Annotated in this window: 16 protein-coding genes; 7 read left to right on the top strand and 9 right to left on the bottom strand. The window is 68.4% G+C overall.

From position 1 onward, the window contains the following. Nucleotides 1-9: 9 nt before the first annotated feature. From BM133_RS18780 to BM133_RS18765, 4 genes are read right to left on the bottom strand one after another with little or no spacing between them, the layout of a single operon-like run. The gene (locus BM133_RS18780) at nt 10-936 is read right to left on the bottom strand and encodes a LysR family transcriptional regulator (protein ID WP_093436804.1); all 927 of its coding nucleotides are present in this window, start codon (nt 934-936) and stop codon (nt 10-12) included. A gap of 42 nt (nt 937-978) precedes the next feature. After that, entirely contained in the window at nt 979-1,965 is a 987-nt protein-coding gene (locus tag BM133_RS18775; protein WP_093436802.1) for a Bug family tripartite tricarboxylate transporter substrate binding protein, read from the bottom strand. A 4-nt stretch (nt 1,966-1,969) separates the two neighbouring features. Beyond that, complete coding sequence (locus BM133_RS18770; RefSeq protein WP_093436799.1) at nt 1,970-3,160, bottom strand: CaiB/BaiF CoA transferase family protein; 1,191 nt, start codon at nt 3,158-3,160, stop codon at nt 1,970-1,972. Further along, nucleotides 3,153-4,088: a hydroxymethylglutaryl-CoA lyase gene (locus BM133_RS18765; RefSeq protein WP_093436797.1), complete on the bottom strand. Its 936-nt coding sequence runs from the start codon at nt 4,086-4,088 to the stop codon at nt 3,153-3,155. The genes BM133_RS18770 and BM133_RS18765 overlap by 8 nt, the downstream gene beginning before the upstream one ends. Nucleotides 4,089-4,206: 118 nt before the next feature. Between BM133_RS18765 and BM133_RS18760 the strand changes: the two genes are divergently transcribed. After that, complete coding sequence (locus tag BM133_RS18760; RefSeq protein WP_093436794.1) at nt 4,207-4,947, top strand: IclR family transcriptional regulator; 741 nt, start codon at nt 4,207-4,209, stop codon at nt 4,945-4,947. Nucleotides 4,948-4,950: 3 nt separating this feature from the next. On the opposite strand, the gene BM133_RS18755 is transcribed toward BM133_RS18760, so the two are convergent. Together BM133_RS18755 and hisC are read right to left on the bottom strand one after the other, a co-directional pair. Further along, complete coding sequence (locus tag BM133_RS18755; RefSeq protein WP_093436792.1) at nt 4,951-5,919, bottom strand: Bug family tripartite tricarboxylate transporter substrate binding protein; 969 nt, start codon at nt 5,917-5,919, stop codon at nt 4,951-4,953. A gap of 57 nt (nt 5,920-5,976) precedes the next feature. After that, the gene (gene hisC, locus BM133_RS18750; RefSeq protein WP_093436789.1) at nt 5,977-6,954 is read right to left on the bottom strand and encodes a histidinol-phosphate transaminase; all 978 of its coding nucleotides are present in this window, start codon (nt 6,952-6,954) and stop codon (nt 5,977-5,979) included. Between the two features lie 254 nt (nt 6,955-7,208). Here hisC and BM133_RS18745 point away from each other — a divergent pair, with 254 nt between their 5' ends. The 3 genes from BM133_RS18745 (at nt 7,209) to BM133_RS18735 (ending at nt 11,856) form a co-directional block, all read left to right on the top strand. Then, nucleotides 7,209-9,395 (top strand): malate synthase G, encoded by a 2,187-nt coding sequence (locus tag BM133_RS18745; RefSeq protein ID WP_093436786.1) that lies wholly within the window; start codon nt 7,209-7,211, stop codon nt 9,393-9,395. A 129-nt stretch (nt 9,396-9,524) separates the two neighbouring features. Continuing rightward, entirely contained in the window at nt 9,525-10,793 is a 1,269-nt protein-coding gene (locus BM133_RS18740; RefSeq protein ID WP_093436784.1) for an MFS transporter, read from the top strand. Between the two features lie 43 nt (nt 10,794-10,836). After that, on the top strand, nt 10,837-11,856 hold the full coding sequence (locus BM133_RS18735; protein WP_093436781.1) for a hypothetical protein: 1,020 nt from the start codon (nt 10,837-10,839) through the stop codon (nt 11,854-11,856). Here the strand turns inward: BM133_RS18735 and BM133_RS18730 are convergent. Together BM133_RS18730 and BM133_RS18725 are read right to left on the bottom strand one after the other, a co-directional pair. Next, the gene (locus BM133_RS18730) at nt 11,834-12,649 is read right to left on the bottom strand and encodes a hypothetical protein (RefSeq protein WP_256219256.1); all 816 of its coding nucleotides are present in this window, start codon (nt 12,647-12,649) and stop codon (nt 11,834-11,836) included. The genes BM133_RS18735 and BM133_RS18730 overlap by 23 nt on opposite strands. Nucleotides 12,650-12,653: 4 nt before the next feature. Continuing rightward, nucleotides 12,654-12,881 (bottom strand): hypothetical protein, encoded by a 228-nt coding sequence (locus BM133_RS18725; protein WP_093436776.1) that lies wholly within the window; start codon nt 12,879-12,881, stop codon nt 12,654-12,656. A 405-nt stretch (nt 12,882-13,286) separates the two neighbouring features. Between BM133_RS18725 and BM133_RS18720 the strand changes: the two genes are divergently transcribed. Then, nucleotides 13,287-13,865, top strand: coding sequence for a fasciclin domain-containing protein (locus BM133_RS18720; protein WP_093436773.1), 579 nt, complete (start codon nt 13,287-13,289; stop codon nt 13,863-13,865). A gap of 25 nt (nt 13,866-13,890) precedes the next feature. Here the strand turns inward: BM133_RS18720 and BM133_RS18715 are convergent, their stop codons facing one another. Beyond that, complete coding sequence (locus tag BM133_RS18715) at nt 13,891-14,826, bottom strand: LysR substrate-binding domain-containing protein (RefSeq protein ID WP_093436770.1); 936 nt, start codon at nt 14,824-14,826, stop codon at nt 13,891-13,893. Nucleotides 14,827-14,908: 82 nt separating this feature from the next. Here BM133_RS18715 and BM133_RS18710 point away from each other — a divergent pair, with 82 nt between their 5' ends. Both BM133_RS18710 and BM133_RS18705 read left to right on the top strand, forming a co-directional pair. Further along, a complete protein-coding gene (locus tag BM133_RS18710) occupies nt 14,909-15,232 on the top strand; it encodes a DUF2917 domain-containing protein (protein WP_093437128.1) in 324 nt (107 codons plus the stop codon). A gap of 32 nt (nt 15,233-15,264) precedes the next feature. Next, entirely contained in the window at nt 15,265-16,071 is an 807-nt protein-coding gene (locus tag BM133_RS18705) for an enoyl-CoA hydratase-related protein (protein ID WP_093437126.1), read from the top strand. Nucleotides 16,072-16,105: the final 34 nt, after the last annotated feature.

The following is a 16,105-nucleotide window of genomic DNA, read 5'->3' as shown; positions in this document are numbered from 1 at the left end:
CCCGCCGCTTCAGGCCGTTCGTCCCCAGAATTCCGGTTGTCCGTACTGGTCCTTGAGGAAATCAAGCCACAGTCGCACCCTGAGCGGCAGGTGCTTGGCGCCCGCGAACACCGCGTAGATGCCGTTGGGCGGCGCGGCGAATTCGTCCAGCACCGGCACCAGGAGGCCCGCGTCGATCTCGGCTTCGACCTCCCAGGTGCTGCGCCAGGCGATGCCGTGGCCGGCCAGGCACCAGTCGTGCAGCACCTGGCCGTCGGAGCAATCGAGCGGGCCGCTCGGGCGCAGGTGGATCAGCTCTTGCGCGCCGGCCTCGCTGGTCACGCGAAAGGCCCAGCCGCGCGTCTGCGAGGCATCGCTGGACAGCGTGAGGCAGGCGAAGCGCGACAGGTCGCCGGGGTGCCGGGGTGTGCCGTGCCGGCGCAGGAAATCGGGCGTCGCCACGCAGCGGCGGCGGTTGTCGGCCAGGCGCACGCTCACGAGCGATGAATCGGGCAGGTCGCCCACGCGCACTGCGCAATCGAAGCTCTCGCCGGTCACGTCGACCACGCGGTCGCTGAGGTTGAGCGAGATCGTGACCTCGGGATGCATCGCATGAAAGCGCGGCACCAGCGGCGCGACGTGGCGGCGCCCGAAGCCGGCCGGCGCCGTCACGCGCAAATGGCCGCTCGCCTTGACGCCGCCGGCACTCACGCTGGCCTCGGCATTCGCGAACTCGGTCAGGAGGCGCTGGCAGTCTTCGAGAAAGGCGCTGCCCTCGTGCGTGAGCGTGATGCGCCGCGTGGTGCGCACCAGGAGCTTCACGCCCAGCCGCTCCTCCAGCGCATCGAGCCGCCGGCCCATGATCGCGGGCGCCACGCCCTCGGCCTTGGCCGCGGCGGTGAGGCTGCCACGCGTGGCGACCGAGACGAAGGATTCGAGTTGCTTCAGGCGGTCCATGGGGCGGGAACTATATCGCCCACCGTAGGAAACGTTCTCTTCTTATTCGGGCCTGACGCCCGCGTCGCGCACCGCCGCGCCCCAGCGCTCGTGCTCCGCCTTGATGTACTGCGCCGCCCGCTCCGGGCTGCCGCCGACCGGCACGCTGCCCTCGGCCTGCAGCTGCGCGATGGTCGCCGGCCTGGCGAGCGCCTTGTCGATGGCGGCGTTGAGCTTCTTCACGATGTCGGCGGGCGTGCCGGCCGGCACGACGACGGCCTTCCAGTCCACCGCCTCGAAGCCCTTGTAGCTTTCGCCCACGGTCGGCACGTCGGGCATCACCGGCAGGCGCTGCGCCGAGGTGACGGCCAGCGCGCGCAGCTTGCCGCCCTTGACCATCGCGAGCGCGCCCTGCGGCGTGGCGAACATGTAGTCGGTCTGGCCGCCCAGCAGGTCGGTGATGGCGGGGGCGGCGCCCTTGTACGGCACGTTGAGCACCTTGAAGCCCGCGCGCTTGGCGAGTACTTCGCCCGCCATGTGACCGAGCGTGCCGGTGCCGGCCAGCGCCTGCTTGATCTCGCCCGGCCTGGCCTTGGCGGCGGCCACCACGTCGGCCAGCGTCTTGAAGGGCGCATCGGTGCGCACCACCAGCACGACCGGCTGCGCCGCGACGATCGACACGGCCACCAGGTCCTTCAATGCGTCGTAGGGCATCTTCGGAAAGAGCGTCGGGTTGATCGCGAGGTTGGCCGTCTGGCCGAGGCCGATGGTGTAGCCGTCGGCCTTCGCCTTGGCCACCACGTCGATGCCGATGTTGCCGTTGCCGCCCGCGCGGTTGTCCACGATGAAGGTCCACTTCGTGTCGTCGGTCACCTTCTGCGCGATGAGGCGCGCGACGATGTCGGTGGCGCCGCCCGGGGTGTAGGGCACGACCAGGCGCACGGGCTTGTCGGGCCAGGCGGCGGTGTCCGCCGCAAGGGCGGGAATGGCGGGAAGGCATGCAGCGGCTGCGGCGCAGGCCAGCAAGGCGCGCCGTGTGAATGAAAACATGGGGTCAGTCTCCGAGGGTGATGTGGTGTGACTCGAGGGCCGCGATCTCTTCGTCGCTGTAGCCCACTTCTTTCAGCAGCTCGCGGCTGTGCTCGCCGATGTGCGGCGGCTGCAGGCGGATGCCGGGGCGCTGGCCGCCCAGCGTGAACGGCGCGAGCGGCACCTTGGCCATGTGGCCGTCGTTCATGCGCACGGGTGCCAGGCCGCCGGTGGCGTTCAGGTGCGGATCGTCGAACAGGTCCTGCGGCTTGGTGATGGGCGCGAAGGGCAGCTCGTTCTGCTCGAACACCGCGGCGAGCTCGGCCGCGCTGCGCTCGGCCAGGTGCGAACGCAGGATCGGCATCATCCATTCGCGCGCGCGCACGCGGTCGTTGTTGGTCTTCAGGCGCGGATCGGCCAGCATGTCTTCCAGGCCGAAGGCCTTGCAGAAGATGGCCCACTGCTTGTCGCTGACCGCGGCCAGGAAGATCTGCTCGCCGTCTTTCACCGTGAAGACGTCGTACACCGCCCACGCCGAGATGCGGCTGGGCATCGGGTCGGCCGCCTTGCCGGTGGCGGCGAACTGCATCATGTGCTGCGCGACGAGGAACACGTTGTTCTCGAACAGCGCGGCCTGCACCTCGCAGCCCTTGCCGGTCGCATCGCGCTGGCGCAGCGCGGCCATGGCGCCGATGGCGCCGAACATGCCGCCCATGATGTCGTTCACGCTGGTGCCCGCGCGCAGCGGGTCGCCCGAGCGGCCGGTCATGTAGGCGAGGCCGCCCATCATCTGCACCACTTCGTCCAGGGCGGTGCGGTGGTCGTACGGGCCGGGCAAGAAGCCCTTGTGGCTCACGTAGATGAGGCGCGGGTTGAGCCTGGAAAGCGTCTCGTAGTCGAGCCCCAGCTTCTTCATCGTGCCGGGCTTGAAGTTCTCGCTCACGATGTCGGCGGTGGCGACCAGGCGCAGCGCGGCCTCCACGCCTTTGGGCTGCTTCAGGTCGAGCGCAATGCTCTTCTTGTTGCGGTTGAAGGTCGGAAAGAAGCCCGAGCCCGAGCCGAGCAGGCGGCGCGTGTTGTCGCCCTCGATGGGCTCGACCTTGATGACCTCGGCGCCCAGGTCGGCCAGTAGCAGGCCGCAGGTCGGGCCCATCACCATGTGGGTGAACTCGACGACGCGAACGCCTGCGTAGGGAAGTGGATTGGCTTCAGACATGTGCAGTGTGTTCCTGGACAAAACCTTTGGGCAGGCCGGCCTCGGGCGTCATGCCGTAGACCGGTTCGCCGGGGAGGCCCGCCATGAGCGGCGCGCGCGCCGCGATGAGTTTCTGGATGTCGATGCCGGTGCGAACGCCCATGGCCTCGAACATGAAGACGAGGTCTTCGGTCACGGCGTTGCCCGAGGCGCCCGGCGCGTAGGGGCAGCCGCCGAGGCCGCCGAGCGAAGCGTCGAAAGTGCGCACGCCCTCGTCCCAGGCCGCCAGGCAGTTCGCGATGCCCAGGCCTCGCGTGTTGTGCATATGGGCCGCGCCGGCGTGCGTGCCGAGTTCCGCGCGCAGGCGCTTGAAGAGGCGGCGCACCTGCGCGGGATTGGCGTAGCCGACGGTGTCGGAGAGGCCCGCCTCTTCAGCGCCGGCTTCGATGCATTGCGCGGCGAGGCGGATCACGTCGTCTTCGGGCACCAGCCCCTGCAGCGTGCAGCCGAAGGCGGTGGAGATGCCCGCCTCGAGCTTGACCTGCGGCGCGATCGCGCGGCGCAGGTCGGAGATGGCGCGCACCTCCTCGACCATTTCGGCGGGAGTCTTTCGCACGTTGGCCAGCGAATGCGCCACGCTCGCCGACACCGGCATCGTGAGCTTGTGCACGCCGGCTTCGAGCGCGGCCTGCGCGCCCTTGCGGTTGGGCACGAGCGCCATCACGGTGAGGCCGGGCAGCGTGATGGCGTGGCGCACCACGTCGGCGGCATCGGCCATCTGGGGCAGCAGCCTGGCGGGCACGAAGGAAGCGACCTCGATCTCGCGCACGCCGGCGGCGTAGAGCGCGTCGATCCAGCGCAGCTTGTCGGCGGTCGGCATCGTGGCCTTGACCGATTGCAGGCCGTCGCGCGGGCCGACCTCGCTGATGAGGACGTCGGGGGGTGTCATCGAATTTGTCTCCTGGGAGCGATCACGCGGCGAAGCACTTGACAATTCTATCTTACAGAACTAAATTCCGTTAAACAGAATTAGACCGCTGTTCGACTTTCCCTGTCAAGTCACGCCCATGCCCCGCAAAGCCCAGACCGAATCGGTTTCCGATCTCAATGCCGCCCCCGGCGGCGCCGCCGCGGTCGATCGCGCGCTGAGCCTGCTCTCGGCGTTCCAGGCGGGGGACGAGGCGCTGTCGCTCGCGCAGTTCGCCGAGCGCACGCAGCTCTACAAGAGCACGGTGCTGCGGCTCCTGGCATCGCTCGAACATGCGCGGTTGATCCGCCGGCAGGACGACGGGCGCTACGCGCTCGGCATGGAGATCGCACGGCTGCACGGGCTCTACGCAGCCTCGCAGTCGCTCGACCGCGTCGTGCTGCCGGTGCTGCGCGCGCTGGTCGCCGCCACCGGCGAAAGCGCGGCGTACCACGTGCGGCAGGACCAGGGCGAGAGCTGGGTGCGCCTGTGCCAGTTCCGCATCGATTCATCGCATGTGGTGCGCGACCACGTGCGCGCGGGCGACCTCTTGCCCAACGACCGCGGCGCCGGTGCGCGCGTGCTGATCGCCTTCGGGCCCGAGGCCGAGCGGCCGCGCGGGGCGAAGGAGCGCAAGCTCTATGACGCGATCCGCGCGCAGGGCTACTGCGCGCTGGTGGGTGACCGCACGGCGGAACTCGCGGGCATCTCGGCGCCGGTGTTCCATGCGGACGGCAGCCTCGCCGCTGCGGTCACGCTGACGATGCCGACGCACCGCTACGACGAGGGCTACATCGCGCCCGTGCGCGCGGCGGCGAAGGAACTCGGCGGGCAGGTCTGAGGTTCAGGACTCGGCCTTGAAACCGGAGTTCTTGATCGGCATTTCCCAGCGCTTCAGATGCGCCGCCTGGATCGCCGCGAGTTCGGCCGGCCCCGCATGCGCCGGCACGAGCCCCAGCGCATAGATCCTGTCCTGCACATCGGGCATGCGCAGCGCATCGCCCACGGCCTTGTCGATGCGCACGACCACTTCGGGCGACATGCCCGGCGGGCCGTAGAGCCCGAAGAACGCATCGGCCGTCACGTTGATGCCGGCCTCCTTCAGCGTCGGCACATCGGGCAGCGCGCGGCTGCGCTGTTCGCCCGTCACCGCGAGGATGCGCACCCTGCCGGCGCGGTGGTGCTCGATGGTTTCGGAGGCGGTGTCGACCATCAGCGGCACCTGTCCGCCGATCAGGTCCTGCGCGGCCGGTGCGCCGCCGCGGTAGGCGACGTGCGTCATCGGCACGCCCGCCGCCTGCGCCAGCAGCTGGCCGGCGAAGTGCGGCACCGTGCCCGCGCCCGAGGTCGCGTAGTTGGCCTTGGCCGGGTTGGCCTTCATCCAGGCCAGCACCGCCTTGATGTCGCCGGGCGGCGCGCCCGGCCCGGCCGTCACCGCGAAGTCGAAGGTGCTGCCGAGCGAGATCGGCGTGAAGTCCTTCGCGGGGTCGTAGCCCAGGTTCGCATAGAGCCACGGATGGATCACCATCGCGCCGCTCGGCGAGAAGACCAGCACGCTGCCGTCGGGCGGCGAGCGCTTGAGCTCACCCAGTGCAAGGCGCCCTGCCGCGCCGGGCTTGTTGTCGATGATGACGTTCTGCCCCAGCAAGACGCGCATCTTGTCGGCGAGCAGCCGCGCCACCACATCCGCCGACCCGCCCGGCGGGAACCCGACCAGGATGCGCGTGGTGCGCTCCTGCGCGAAGGCCATCGGCGCGGTGGCCGTGACGGCAATGACGGCAGCGGCCTGCGCTGCGAACTGGCGGCGTTTCATGCGTCTGTCTCCTCGGGGGTCGTGGTGGAAATGGAGTCGGGCGGGCGGGAGCGCCGCTCAGCGCAGTGCGGCGAGCACGGCCTGGTTCTGTTCGGGCAGGCCGACGCTCACGCGCAGCCACTGCGGCAGGCCGTAGGGGCCGAGCAGCGAGACCTCGATGCCGGCGGCCAGCAGGCGCGCGTGCACGGCCTGCGCATCGCCCACCTGCACCATCAGGAAGTTGCCCGACGAAGGGATGCATGCGAGGCCCAGTTCGGTGAAGCCCGCGGCGAGCTGGTCGCGTCCGGCGGTGTTCAGGTCGTAGGTGCGCGCGAGGAATTCCGCATCGCCGAGCGCAGCCACCGCCGCGGCCTGGGCCGGCGTCGTCACGTTGAAGCGCGGGCGCTGCGCGTTCATGCGCGCGGTCAGCGGGGGCTGCGACACGCCGTAGCCGATGCGCATCCCGGCCAGGCCGAAGGCCTTGGAGAAGGTGCGCGCCACGACGAGGTTCGGCAGGCGCCGCACCCACCCGATGCTGTCGTAGCGCTGTGCGGGCGAGAGGTATTCGGTGTAGGCCTCGTCGAGCAGCACCGTCACGTGCGTGGGCACCGATTGCAGGAAGGCCAGCAGCGGCGCAGCATCGATGAAGGTGCCCGTGGGGTTGTTCGGGTTGGCGACGAAGACCAGCTTCGTGTCGTCGGCAATGGCGGCGCGCATCGCGTCCAGGTCGTGGCCGAAATCTTGCGAGGGCACGACGGTGGCGCGCGCATGCGCGTGCGCCGTGGCCTGCGCGTAGACGATGAAGCCGTACTGCGAATAGACGACGTTCTCGCCCGGCTTCAGGCTCACCTGCGCGGCGAGTTCGAGGATCTCGCTCGATCCGCTGCCCAGCGTGAGCCACTCGGGCGATACGTCGAGCCGGGCGGCCAGTGCATTCTTGAGCGCGGTGCCGTTGCTGTCGGGGTAGTTGCCCGCGCCCTGGAGGGCGGAAGCGGCGGCGCGGCGGGCCGACTCGGGCATGCCGAGCGGGTTTTCGTTGGAAGCCAGGAGGATCATTTCGGCGGAGTCGGGATTATTTAAGAAGTTAAATATATCCCGCGGCCGTGGCGTCTCTATCAGTGCCTACCCTTTGAGTAAAAACCGGCGCCATACAGCCATTACCTTCATTTTTGTCATTGATAAATCTCACTTTCGGCTCTTACTCCCTCGTAAAGTATCGAATAAAGTTGACCTGCGTCATTGCGACACCCACGTCTTTTGATTCCGTATTCCGCCGTATTCCGCCGTATTCCGATTTCCAGGAGAGAAAAATGACTGCCCGCACCACCGCCCACGGACTCCAGGTTGCGACCGAGCTCCACCGCTTCATCGAAGAAAAAGTCCTGCCCGCCACCGGCGTGGCGAGCGATGTCTTCTGGAAGGGCTTCGACGCCATCGTGAGCGACCTCGCGCCCAGGAACATCGCGCTGCTCGCCGAGCGCGACCGCCTGCAGACAGAGCTGGACGCCTGGCACAAGCAGAACCCCGGCCCGATCGGCGACATGCCGGCCTACCGCGCCTTCCTGGAAAAGATCGGCTACCTGCTGCCGCAACCCAAGGGCGCGAAGGCCACGACCGCGAACGTCGACGCCGAGCTCGCGCTGCAGGCCGGCCCGCAGTTGGTGGTGCCGATCCTGAACGCGCGCTACGCGCTGAACGCCGCCAACGCGCGCTGGGGCTCGCTGTACGACGCGCTCTACGGCACCGACGCCATCCCCGAAACCGGCGGCGCTGGCAAAGTGGCGGAAGGGGGCAAGGGCTACAACCCGGTGCGCGGCGCCAAGGTCATCGAGTTCGCGCGCAACGTGCTCGACCAGGCCGCACCGCTGGAAAACGGCTCGCACAAGATGGCGACCGGCTACAGCGTGAAGGACGGCAAGCTGGTGGTCGCGCTGCAGAGCAGCAGCACGGGCCTGGCCGACCCCTCGCAGTTCATCGGCTACCAGGGCGAGGCTGCGGCGCCGTCTTCGGTGCTGCTCAAGCACAACGGCATCCACCTGGACATCCGCATCGACCGCAGCACCGCCATCGGCAAGAGCGACGCGGCCGGCGTGAGCGACCTGGTGCTCGAAGCCGCGCTCTCGACCATCCTGGACCTGGAAGACTCGGTGGCCGTGGTCGACGCGGCCGACAAGGTGGTCGCGTATTCGAACTGGCTGGGCATCGTCGAAGGCTCGCTGACGGAAGAAGTCGCCAAGGGCGGCAAGACCTTCACGCGTGGCCTGAACGCCGACCGCGAATACACCGGCGCCGATGGCCAGCCCGTGAAGCTGCACGGCCGCTCGCTCATGTTCCTGCGCAACGTGGGCCACCTGATGACCAACCCGGCCATCCTGTACGCCGGCGGCAAGGAAATTCCGGAAGGCATCCTCGATGCCGTGGTGACCACCACCATCGCCACCATCGACCTCAAGCGCAAGGGCAACTCGCGCACCGGCAGCATCTACATCGTGAAGCCCAAGATGCACGGCCCCGCCGAAGTGGCCTTCGCGAGCGAATTGTTCGGCCGCGTCGAGCAACTGCTGGGCCTGCCCGCCAACACGGTGAAGCTGGGCATCATGGACGAGGAGCGCCGCACCAGCGTGAACCTGAAGGCCTGCATCGCCGAAGCGGCCGCGCGCGTGGCCTTCATCAACACGGGCTTCCTCGACCGCACCGGCGACGAGATGCACACCGCCATGCAGGGCGGCCCGATGATCCGCAAGGGCGACATGAAGTCCAGCGCGTGGATCGGCGCCTATGAAAAGAACAACGTGCTGGTCGGCCTCTCGTGCGGCCTGCGCGGCAAGGCGCAGATCGGCAAGGGCATGTGGGCGATGCCCGATCTCATGGCCGCGATGCTCGAGCAGAAGATCGGCCACCCCAAGGCCGGTGCCAACACCGCCTGGGTGCCCTCGCCCACCGCCGCCACGCTGCACGCGCTGCACTACCACCAGGTGAGCGTGACGGCAGTGCAGCAGGAACTGGAGAAGATCGACGCGGACGGCGAGCGCGACAACATCCTCAATGCGCTGCTGCAGGTGCCGATCGCACCCGAAGCCAAGTGGACGGCCGAAGAGCGCCAGCAGGAAATCGACAACAACGTGCAGGGCATCCTGGGCTACGTGGTGCGCTGGATCGACCAGGGCGTGGGCTGCTCCAAGGTGCCCGACATCCACAACGTGGGCCTGATGGAAGACCGCGCGACGCTGCGCATCTCCAGCCAGCACATCGCCAACTGGCTGCTGCACGGCGTGGTGACCAAGGCGCAGGTCGACGAGACCTTCCAGCGCATGGCCAAGGTGGTGGACGAGCAGAACGCGGGCGACGCGCTCTACCAGCCGATGGCCGGCAACTTCGCGACGTCGGCTGCGTACAAGGCGGCGCAGGACTTGGTGTTCAAGGGCATCGAGCAGCCGAGCGGCTACACCGAGCCGCTGCTGCATGCATGGCGCCTGAAGGTCAAGGGCGAGGCCTGATCGGCGTGCACCCGGCACTGCGCCGGGCTTGAGCGAACGGACGGCGCCTTCGGGCGCCGTTCTGCATTGAGTGCGGCATGCCATTAGCATTCGTGCCGCCCCCTTCTTCTTTCAGCCCCTCCCCTCCCGATGAACACGAACGCGGCATCGCCGCCCCCGCCGCGCTGGTCGACCTCCGCGGCCGCCATGCTCGTGGCCCTCGCCTCGGCCTTCGCGCTGAGCCAGGCCTTCCGCACCGTCGGCGCCATGATGGCCACGCCGCTCAGCAGCCACTTCGGCCTCTCGCCCCAGCAACTGGGAACATGGGCGGGCACCTTCCACTTCATGTTCGGGATCATGCAGCTCGCGATGGGCGTGTCGATCGACATGTTCGGCGTGCGGCGCACGGTGCTCACCGCGTTTCCGCTGGCCATCGCGGGCGCCGCGCTGTGCGCGGTGGCGTCGAGCTTTCACATGCTGCTGCTCGGGCAGGCGTTGATCGGCGTCGGCTGCGCGCCAGCGTTTCTTGCGTGCACGGTGTTCATCGCGCGGCATTTCGACGCCTCGCGCTTCACCGCGATGTCGGGGCTGGTGATGAGCCTGGCGGGCATGGGCATTCTCTTCACCGGCACGCCGCTGGCGCTGCTGATCGAGGCCGCATCATGGCGCGCCGGCTACACGGTGCTGGCCGTGTTCGCGGTGCTCTCGTGGATCGTCATCTTCTGGCGCGTGCGCGAGCCGGCGCGCGCGGTGGACCTTGCGCCGCAATCCGCCCCCGCCGAACGGCAATCGTTGCGCAAGGCCGTGCGCGAACTGCTGCCGCTGTTCGCGATGCCGCACACGCTGGGCCTCTTGTGCTTTGCGTGCGTGTCGTATGCGGCCTTCATCACGCTGCGGGGCCTGTGGCTCGGGCCGGTGCTGCACGAGCGGCATGGCCTCTCGCTCGTGGCCAGCGGCAACGTGGCGCTGGTGATGACGGTCACCGGCATGATCAGCCCCGCGCTGTTCGGCCGCCTGGACCCGGGCCCCGCACGGCGCACGCGCTGGATGATGGGCTGCGCCTCTGCTGGCGCGCTGATGTTCGGCGCGATGGCGTTCACGCATTCGCGCGCGATCGACATCGGCCTGCCGATCCTCTACGGACTCATCTCGGGCTACAGCGTGCTGCAGTACGCGTACACCAAGAACGGCTACCCCGCGGCGATGACGGGCCGCGCGATGGCGCTGATGAACATGGCGATGTTCCTCGGGGTCTCGCTGATGCAGTGGACGACGGGCGTGGCCGCATCGTGGGGCGTGGCGCATGGCGTGGAGCCGTTCCGCGCGGTGTTCCTCACGGTGGCGGGCATGCTGGCTGCGGGGACGCTTGCGTTCTTCTTGCTGCCGCGTGCGCAGGTGCCGACACGAGCCAGGGCTTGATGGCCGGCCCCGGAGCGGCGATGCCGCTTCTATCATCCTGCCGATGGACCCTCGCATTCACGATGCGCTCACGCGCTGCCTTCACGCGATCAACCTGGACAACGCCTTCGGCTACTACCCGAGCGCCGAGCAGAAGGCGCAGCTCGATGCGCTGGCCATCGAGATCCAGCCGCTGATCGACGCGCTCGCCGCCGAGCCCTACGCGGGCAAAGGGCTGGGTTGCGGGTATCTCGGACATCGCGGCTATCGCACGCCGTGGGCGGCCATGATGCATCGGCTTCAGGGCAGCCGCAACAGCCACAGCCTGAGCTGGAAGGATCGGATCGAAGTCCTGTTCGACACGGCCGGCCTCGGTGCAAGCGAGATGCTGGCCTGGACGCAGCAGGTGGAAGACGACATCCTGCGCGACCATCTGCTGCTGCACATCGCAGCCGATCTCGCGATCGAAGGCGAGATGACGCGTGTCGAGCAGGAGATCACGCCGCGCCTGCGTCCCGACATGGCCCATCGCGCTGACCGCGTGCTGCTGATGGAGTACGCGCGTCGCGGCGATGTCAGCGGGTTCCTGCGCAAGCAGAAGAAGGCCGATCAGCGCCAGGAACGCCACACGCTTCTCGATGCGCGTGCGTTGCTGGTCGAGCGGGTGGCCGCGCAGCAAGGCCTCGATGCGGCACTGCACCTCTGCGAAGAGACCAAGGGCTTCGGCGACGGCTATCGCGCAGCGGCCATGCGCACCTATGCGGCCACGGTGGATGTGGCGAGGATGCGCGCGTGGATCGCGGCCCATGCGACGCTGTTTGCATCGGCAGCGGGGCTTGAAGAAGAACTGCTGGTGAAGGCCTATGCCAAGGGGCCGCGACCCGATGGCATCGACGGCGACGATCCGTTTGACGAACTGTTCGCCAGGGTGGACGCGATCGACAAGTCGCTGCGCCATGGGGATGTTCGCCTGCGCGATTCGCTGTTGCTCGACCTGGGCATGGCCGTGGGGCCGGGCGCGCGCCGGCTGCTGTGCCGCAAGAAAATCGGCAATGCGTCGATCAAGCGCGAGCTCGATGCTTAGGCACAGGGCCTTCGCAGGAATCGCCAAAACGCTCCCGTACTCTCTGCAGGCTCAGCTTGCACATGGCCGCGGCGTATACATGGTCCCGCCCGTACATCTCCCGATGATCGGGTGACCCGAAGGCCGGCTTCTCGCAACCGCCACGGCGCGAGACCGGGCAGCGGCGCAGCACGTCGTAGTACGTCACATCGAGCACTGTCCGCCGCAGCTCGGGCAGCGGCGCGATGGTGACCTCGAACCAGCAGCCATCGATGCGGTGCCACTGCGTGAACTCGTCGATCACATGAAAGACCGTGTGGCGCTTCTTGTCGGTCGGCCAACCGGCCCGCGCAACGCGATACGCCTCCTGCTGCGCCTGGCGTGCTTCGCGCAATCGCCGGTTGGGCAGCACGATGCCCGTGACGGGGTGCACGAACAGCTCGACGTGCGCGGCTTCGCGAAGCGGCACACGGCGCCCGCCCCTCCATCGGGGCGAGTTCACCCACACCTGGCCATCGCGCATCACCGCCCCGCGTTCGACGAACTGGTCGATGTGCTCGAAGATGTGCGCCTGCACCGTACTGCGTCGATCGATGCCGCTGCAGAGCTCCGCATACACCTTGTCCCACGGCCTGTGCACCTGCTTGTGCAACCAGCGCTTGAGCGGCGCGAGGTTTTCGTTCAGCCCCTTCGGATGGTCATGGCCGCGCTTCATGCCCAGGTGCGAGCCGCGCTCGCGGCTGTTGCGAAAGCCGCGCCCGTCGCCCTGCACGCCACCGCCGCGGCGCGGGCGTTCGACGATGACCTTGTCCATGTCGTCACGCATCGTCGCCCCCTCGCCCTGCGCTACGCGCAGTCTTCTGCAACGCCACCTTCTGCGCACGCCGCTCGGCGCGGTGCGTGCGCAGGTGGCGCCCGGCGCCCTGGCTAGATTCGCGGCGCGCCATCGCGGCCACCACGGGATTGCGAGGTGCCGCATTCGGCACCGAAAAATAGAAACGGCCCAGACGCTTGTCGTCGTCGCGGGCCTTTCGTTGAGCACTCATGTGCGCACACTCCAAAAAACAAAAAGGCCCCGGCGAATGGCTGCGCGGGGCCTTTGTCGACAAGGCCTCGGCGGATGCATGGATGCACATCCGGCCGGGGCGGTCGGTGTGCGGGTCAGGTGTTCAGGAAACGGTTCATTGAATTGGTTGGTCGCCCGGGAGGTCGCAAGTCGCCAGGCGCGGTGAAAAGAAACTGTTGCTGAAAAACGAAGGGCGGATTCTGTCGAGCGCATGCGCGATGCGCAAGCGCCACTTGCAACGCTGTGGCGCAAAGCCGACGCGATGCGGCGCGGTGAATCCAGTTGCACCGACCTCCCGTATTGATCTCAAGCGCATCGCGCCCCCGAGCTGTTGGCGGTTTCCACAGAGAGATCCTCGACAACCATTTCTTTCCAGGAGACTTCCATGAAAAAACTCGTGATCGCACTCGGCGTTTCGGTCCTGCTCGGCGCTTGCGCGGGCGGCATGGGCATGAGCGGCAGCGGCAGCTCCGGCATGTCGTCCAACCCGATGGTCGGCGGCGCCGCGATGTACCCGACCAAGGACATCGTGGACAACGCCGTGAATTCGAAGGACCACACGACGCTGGTCGCCGCCGTCAAGGCCGCGGACCTGGTCGGCACGCTCAAGAGCCCGGGTCCGTTCACCGTGTTCGCACCGACCAATGCCGCGTTCGCGGCGCTCCCGGCCGGCACGGTCGACACGCTGCTCAAGCCCGAGAACAAGCCCACGCTGACCAAGGTGCTGACCTATCACGTGGTGCCCGGCAAGATGGACGGCCCCGCGCTCATGAGCGCGATCAACGCAGGCGGCGGCAAGGCGGTGCTCAAGACCGCGAGCGGCGGCACGCTCACGGCGACGATGAGCGGCAGCAACGTGATGGTGACCGATGCCAAGGGCGGCACGGCGATGGTGACGATCGCCAACGTGTACCAGTCGAACGGCGTGATCCACGTCGTGAACAAGGTGCTGCTGCCGGGCTGATCGTTCTCCGCGCGACGGGCCTCTTTCAGGCTCGCTGCGCGGCCTCGGCTTCGTCGCGCAACCATTGCGCGAAGTCCTGCGCATCGCGGTTCCCCGCGGCGCGCTTGGACATCTCGATGAAGTAGCCGCGGTGCGATGCCGCGCCCTCGCCGAGCGGCGCCACGAGCCGGCCGTCGCGCACCAGTTCGCGCAGCAACGGCAACCGGCCGATCACAACTCCCTGTCCCGCCACCGCGGCGGCCACCGCATCGGCGTACTGCGAGAAGCGCAGCGTGCTCTTCATGCGCAGGTCTTCCAGCCCCATCACCTTGAGCCACGGCTCCCAGTCGGTGGTCGGGGCTTCGCTGTGGTCCGGGTATTCGATGGTGAGCAGCGTGAGCCTGGAAAAGTCCGACAGCTCCCGCAGCGACGCGGCCAGTTGCGGCGAGCACAGCGGGATCACCGACTCCTCGAACAGCGCCAGCCCCACACCGCGACCGATGGGCGCGAAGCGCACCGCGAGATCGAGGCGGCTCACGTCCAGGTCGAGCACGTCGAGCGTGGCCGACACGCGCACGTCCACCTGCGGATGCGTACCGGTGAAGCGCGCCAGTTTCGGAATGAGCCAGAGCGATGCGAAGCCCGGCGTGGTGGTGATCGCCACCTGCCGCGGCGCGGCGCTGGCGCGCACGCGGGCCGTGGCGTCGCGCAGCCGCTCCAGGCTGTCGGTGACCGCACGTTGCAGCACGCCGCCCGCCTCGGTGAGCGCCAGCGCGCGGTGGCGGCGCTCGAACAGCAGCACGCCCAGGCTGGCTTCGAGTTGCTGGATCTGCCGGCTCACGGCCGACTGCGTGAGGTGCAACTCGCCGGCCGCCAGCGTGAAGCTGAGCCGTCGCGCGGCGGCCTCGAAGCTGCGCAGCAGCTCGAGCGGCGGGAGTTCGCCACCCGGGGCTGCCGTGGCTTTCGCATTCTCTGTAGGCATGCAACGAGTTCCGAATGACCGCGTGTAAGAGAGGGGGCGACTCACTATATTCATTCGTATCCCGAATGCAATGGAGCTTGCCATGAGCACCCAACCGAATACGTCTTCCCGCTTTCATGTCAGCCTGCCGACGCGCACCGTCTTTGCCGTGCCCGACGGCGCGGGCGTGGGCATCGAATGCCGCAGCGGCACCGTCTGGGTCACGCTGGACCGCGATCCGCGCGACATCGTGCTGGAGGCCGGCGACCGCTTCGACGGCACCGAGCACCGGCGCATCCTGGTGTCGGCGCTGACGGCCTCATGCATCACGGTGTCGGACGCGCAGCCCGCTGCGATGCCCCTTGCGCGACCGGCGCGCGGATGGTCGCCTTGGCGACTTCGGCCCCACGGGTTGTCCCCGGCTTGACCCGGGTGCCGTCGGCATCGAACCTCGATGCCATGGACTCCCCCCAAGCACCGATCCTCTACGAGCTGGCCGACGGCATCGCGACACTCACGCTGAACCTGCCGGCCAAGCTGAATCCCATTGCGCACGGCCTGCAGGTCGAGCTGCGCGACACGCTGGAGCGCATCCGCGACGACCGCGCGGTGCGCGCCGTGATCCTGACGGGCGCGGGCAAGGCCTTCTGCGTGGGCGCCGACCTGAGCGCGATGGCGCCCGGCGAAGAAGGCAAGTCGCTCGGCACGCAGACGGCCGAGTGGATGCAGTCGCTGAGCAATCCGCTGATCGAGACGCTGCGCACGCTGCCTGTTCCTGTGGTCGCTGCGGTGAACGGCCCGGCCGCCGGTGCAGGCGTGGGCCTCGCGCTCGCGGCGGACGTGACGATCGCCGCACGCAGCGCGTACTTCTATCTGCCCTTTCTCCCGAAGCTGGGCATCGTGCCGGACCTGGGTTGCACCTGGGCCATTCCGCGGCGCGCCGGCAAGGCGCGCGCGATGGGCATGGCGCTGCTCGACGAACGCCTGAGCGCGGGCCGCGCGGTGCAGTGGGGCCTGATCTGGGCCTGCGCCGACGACGAGCAACTGATGGACGATGCGCGTGCGATCGCGCAGCGCCTTGCACGGCTGCCCGCGCACGCGGTCGTCGAGGCGCGCGAAGCCTTCGAGGCCTCCGAGCGCCACACGCTGAAAGAGCAACTGCACTATGAAAGCGAACGCCAGCGCGAACTGATCGACCGCCCGACCTTCCGCGAGGGCGTGAGCGCGTTCCTGCAGAAGCGGCCGCCCGCTTTCGAGAGCCGCTGACATCCTGACACCCTGAAGGCCGCCGGTACTGGCG

It is taken from the genome of Variovorax sp. 770b2 (assembly GCF_900115685.1).
Taxonomy (GTDB): domain Bacteria; phylum Pseudomonadota; class Gammaproteobacteria; order Burkholderiales; family Burkholderiaceae_C; genus Variovorax.
Note: the sequence above shows the minus strand (reverse complement) of the source record. Positions and strands in the feature narration are given on the sequence as shown.

What these genes read in the sequence shown, in the direction of transcription:
- BM133_RS18780 (WP_093436804.1), bottom strand. Translation starts at nt 936, where the DNA reads ATGGACCGCCTGAAGCAACTCGAATCCTTCGTCTCGGTCGCCACGCGT.
- BM133_RS18775 (WP_093436802.1), bottom strand. Translation starts at nt 1,965, where the DNA reads ATGTTTTCATTCACACGGCGCGCCTTGCTGGCCTGCGCCGCAGCCGCT.
- BM133_RS18770 (WP_093436799.1), bottom strand. Translation starts at nt 3,160, where the DNA reads ATGTCTGAAGCCAATCCACTTCCCTACGCAGGCGTTCGCGTCGTCGAG.
- BM133_RS18765 (WP_093436797.1), bottom strand. Translation starts at nt 4,088, where the DNA reads ATGACACCCCCCGACGTCCTCATCAGCGAGGTCGGCCCGCGCGACGGC.
- BM133_RS18760 (WP_093436794.1), top strand. Translation starts at nt 4,207, where the DNA reads ATGCCCCGCAAAGCCCAGACCGAATCGGTTTCCGATCTCAATGCCGCC.
- BM133_RS18755 (WP_093436792.1), bottom strand. Translation starts at nt 5,919, where the DNA reads ATGAAACGCCGCCAGTTCGCAGCGCAGGCCGCTGCCGTCATTGCCGTC.
- hisC (WP_093436789.1), bottom strand. Translation starts at nt 6,954, where the DNA reads ATGATCCTCCTGGCTTCCAACGAAAACCCGCTCGGCATGCCCGAGTCG.
- BM133_RS18745 (WP_093436786.1), top strand. Translation starts at nt 7,209, where the DNA reads ATGACTGCCCGCACCACCGCCCACGGACTCCAGGTTGCGACCGAGCTC.
- BM133_RS18740 (WP_093436784.1), top strand. Translation starts at nt 9,525, where the DNA reads ATGAACACGAACGCGGCATCGCCGCCCCCGCCGCGCTGGTCGACCTCC.
- BM133_RS18735 (WP_093436781.1), top strand. Translation starts at nt 10,837, where the DNA reads ATGGACCCTCGCATTCACGATGCGCTCACGCGCTGCCTTCACGCGATC.
- BM133_RS18730 (WP_256219256.1), bottom strand. Translation starts at nt 12,649, where the DNA reads ATGGACAAGGTCATCGTCGAACGCCCGCGCCGCGGCGGTGGCGTGCAG.
- BM133_RS18725 (WP_093436776.1), bottom strand. Translation starts at nt 12,881, where the DNA reads ATGAGTGCTCAACGAAAGGCCCGCGACGACGACAAGCGTCTGGGCCGT.
- BM133_RS18720 (WP_093436773.1), top strand. Translation starts at nt 13,287, where the DNA reads ATGAAAAAACTCGTGATCGCACTCGGCGTTTCGGTCCTGCTCGGCGCT.
- BM133_RS18715 (WP_093436770.1), bottom strand. Translation starts at nt 14,826, where the DNA reads ATGCCTACAGAGAATGCGAAAGCCACGGCAGCCCCGGGTGGCGAACTC.
- BM133_RS18710 (WP_093437128.1), top strand. Translation starts at nt 14,909, where the DNA reads ATGAGCACCCAACCGAATACGTCTTCCCGCTTTCATGTCAGCCTGCCG.
- BM133_RS18705 (WP_093437126.1), top strand. Translation starts at nt 15,265, where the DNA reads ATGGACTCCCCCCAAGCACCGATCCTCTACGAGCTGGCCGACGGCATC.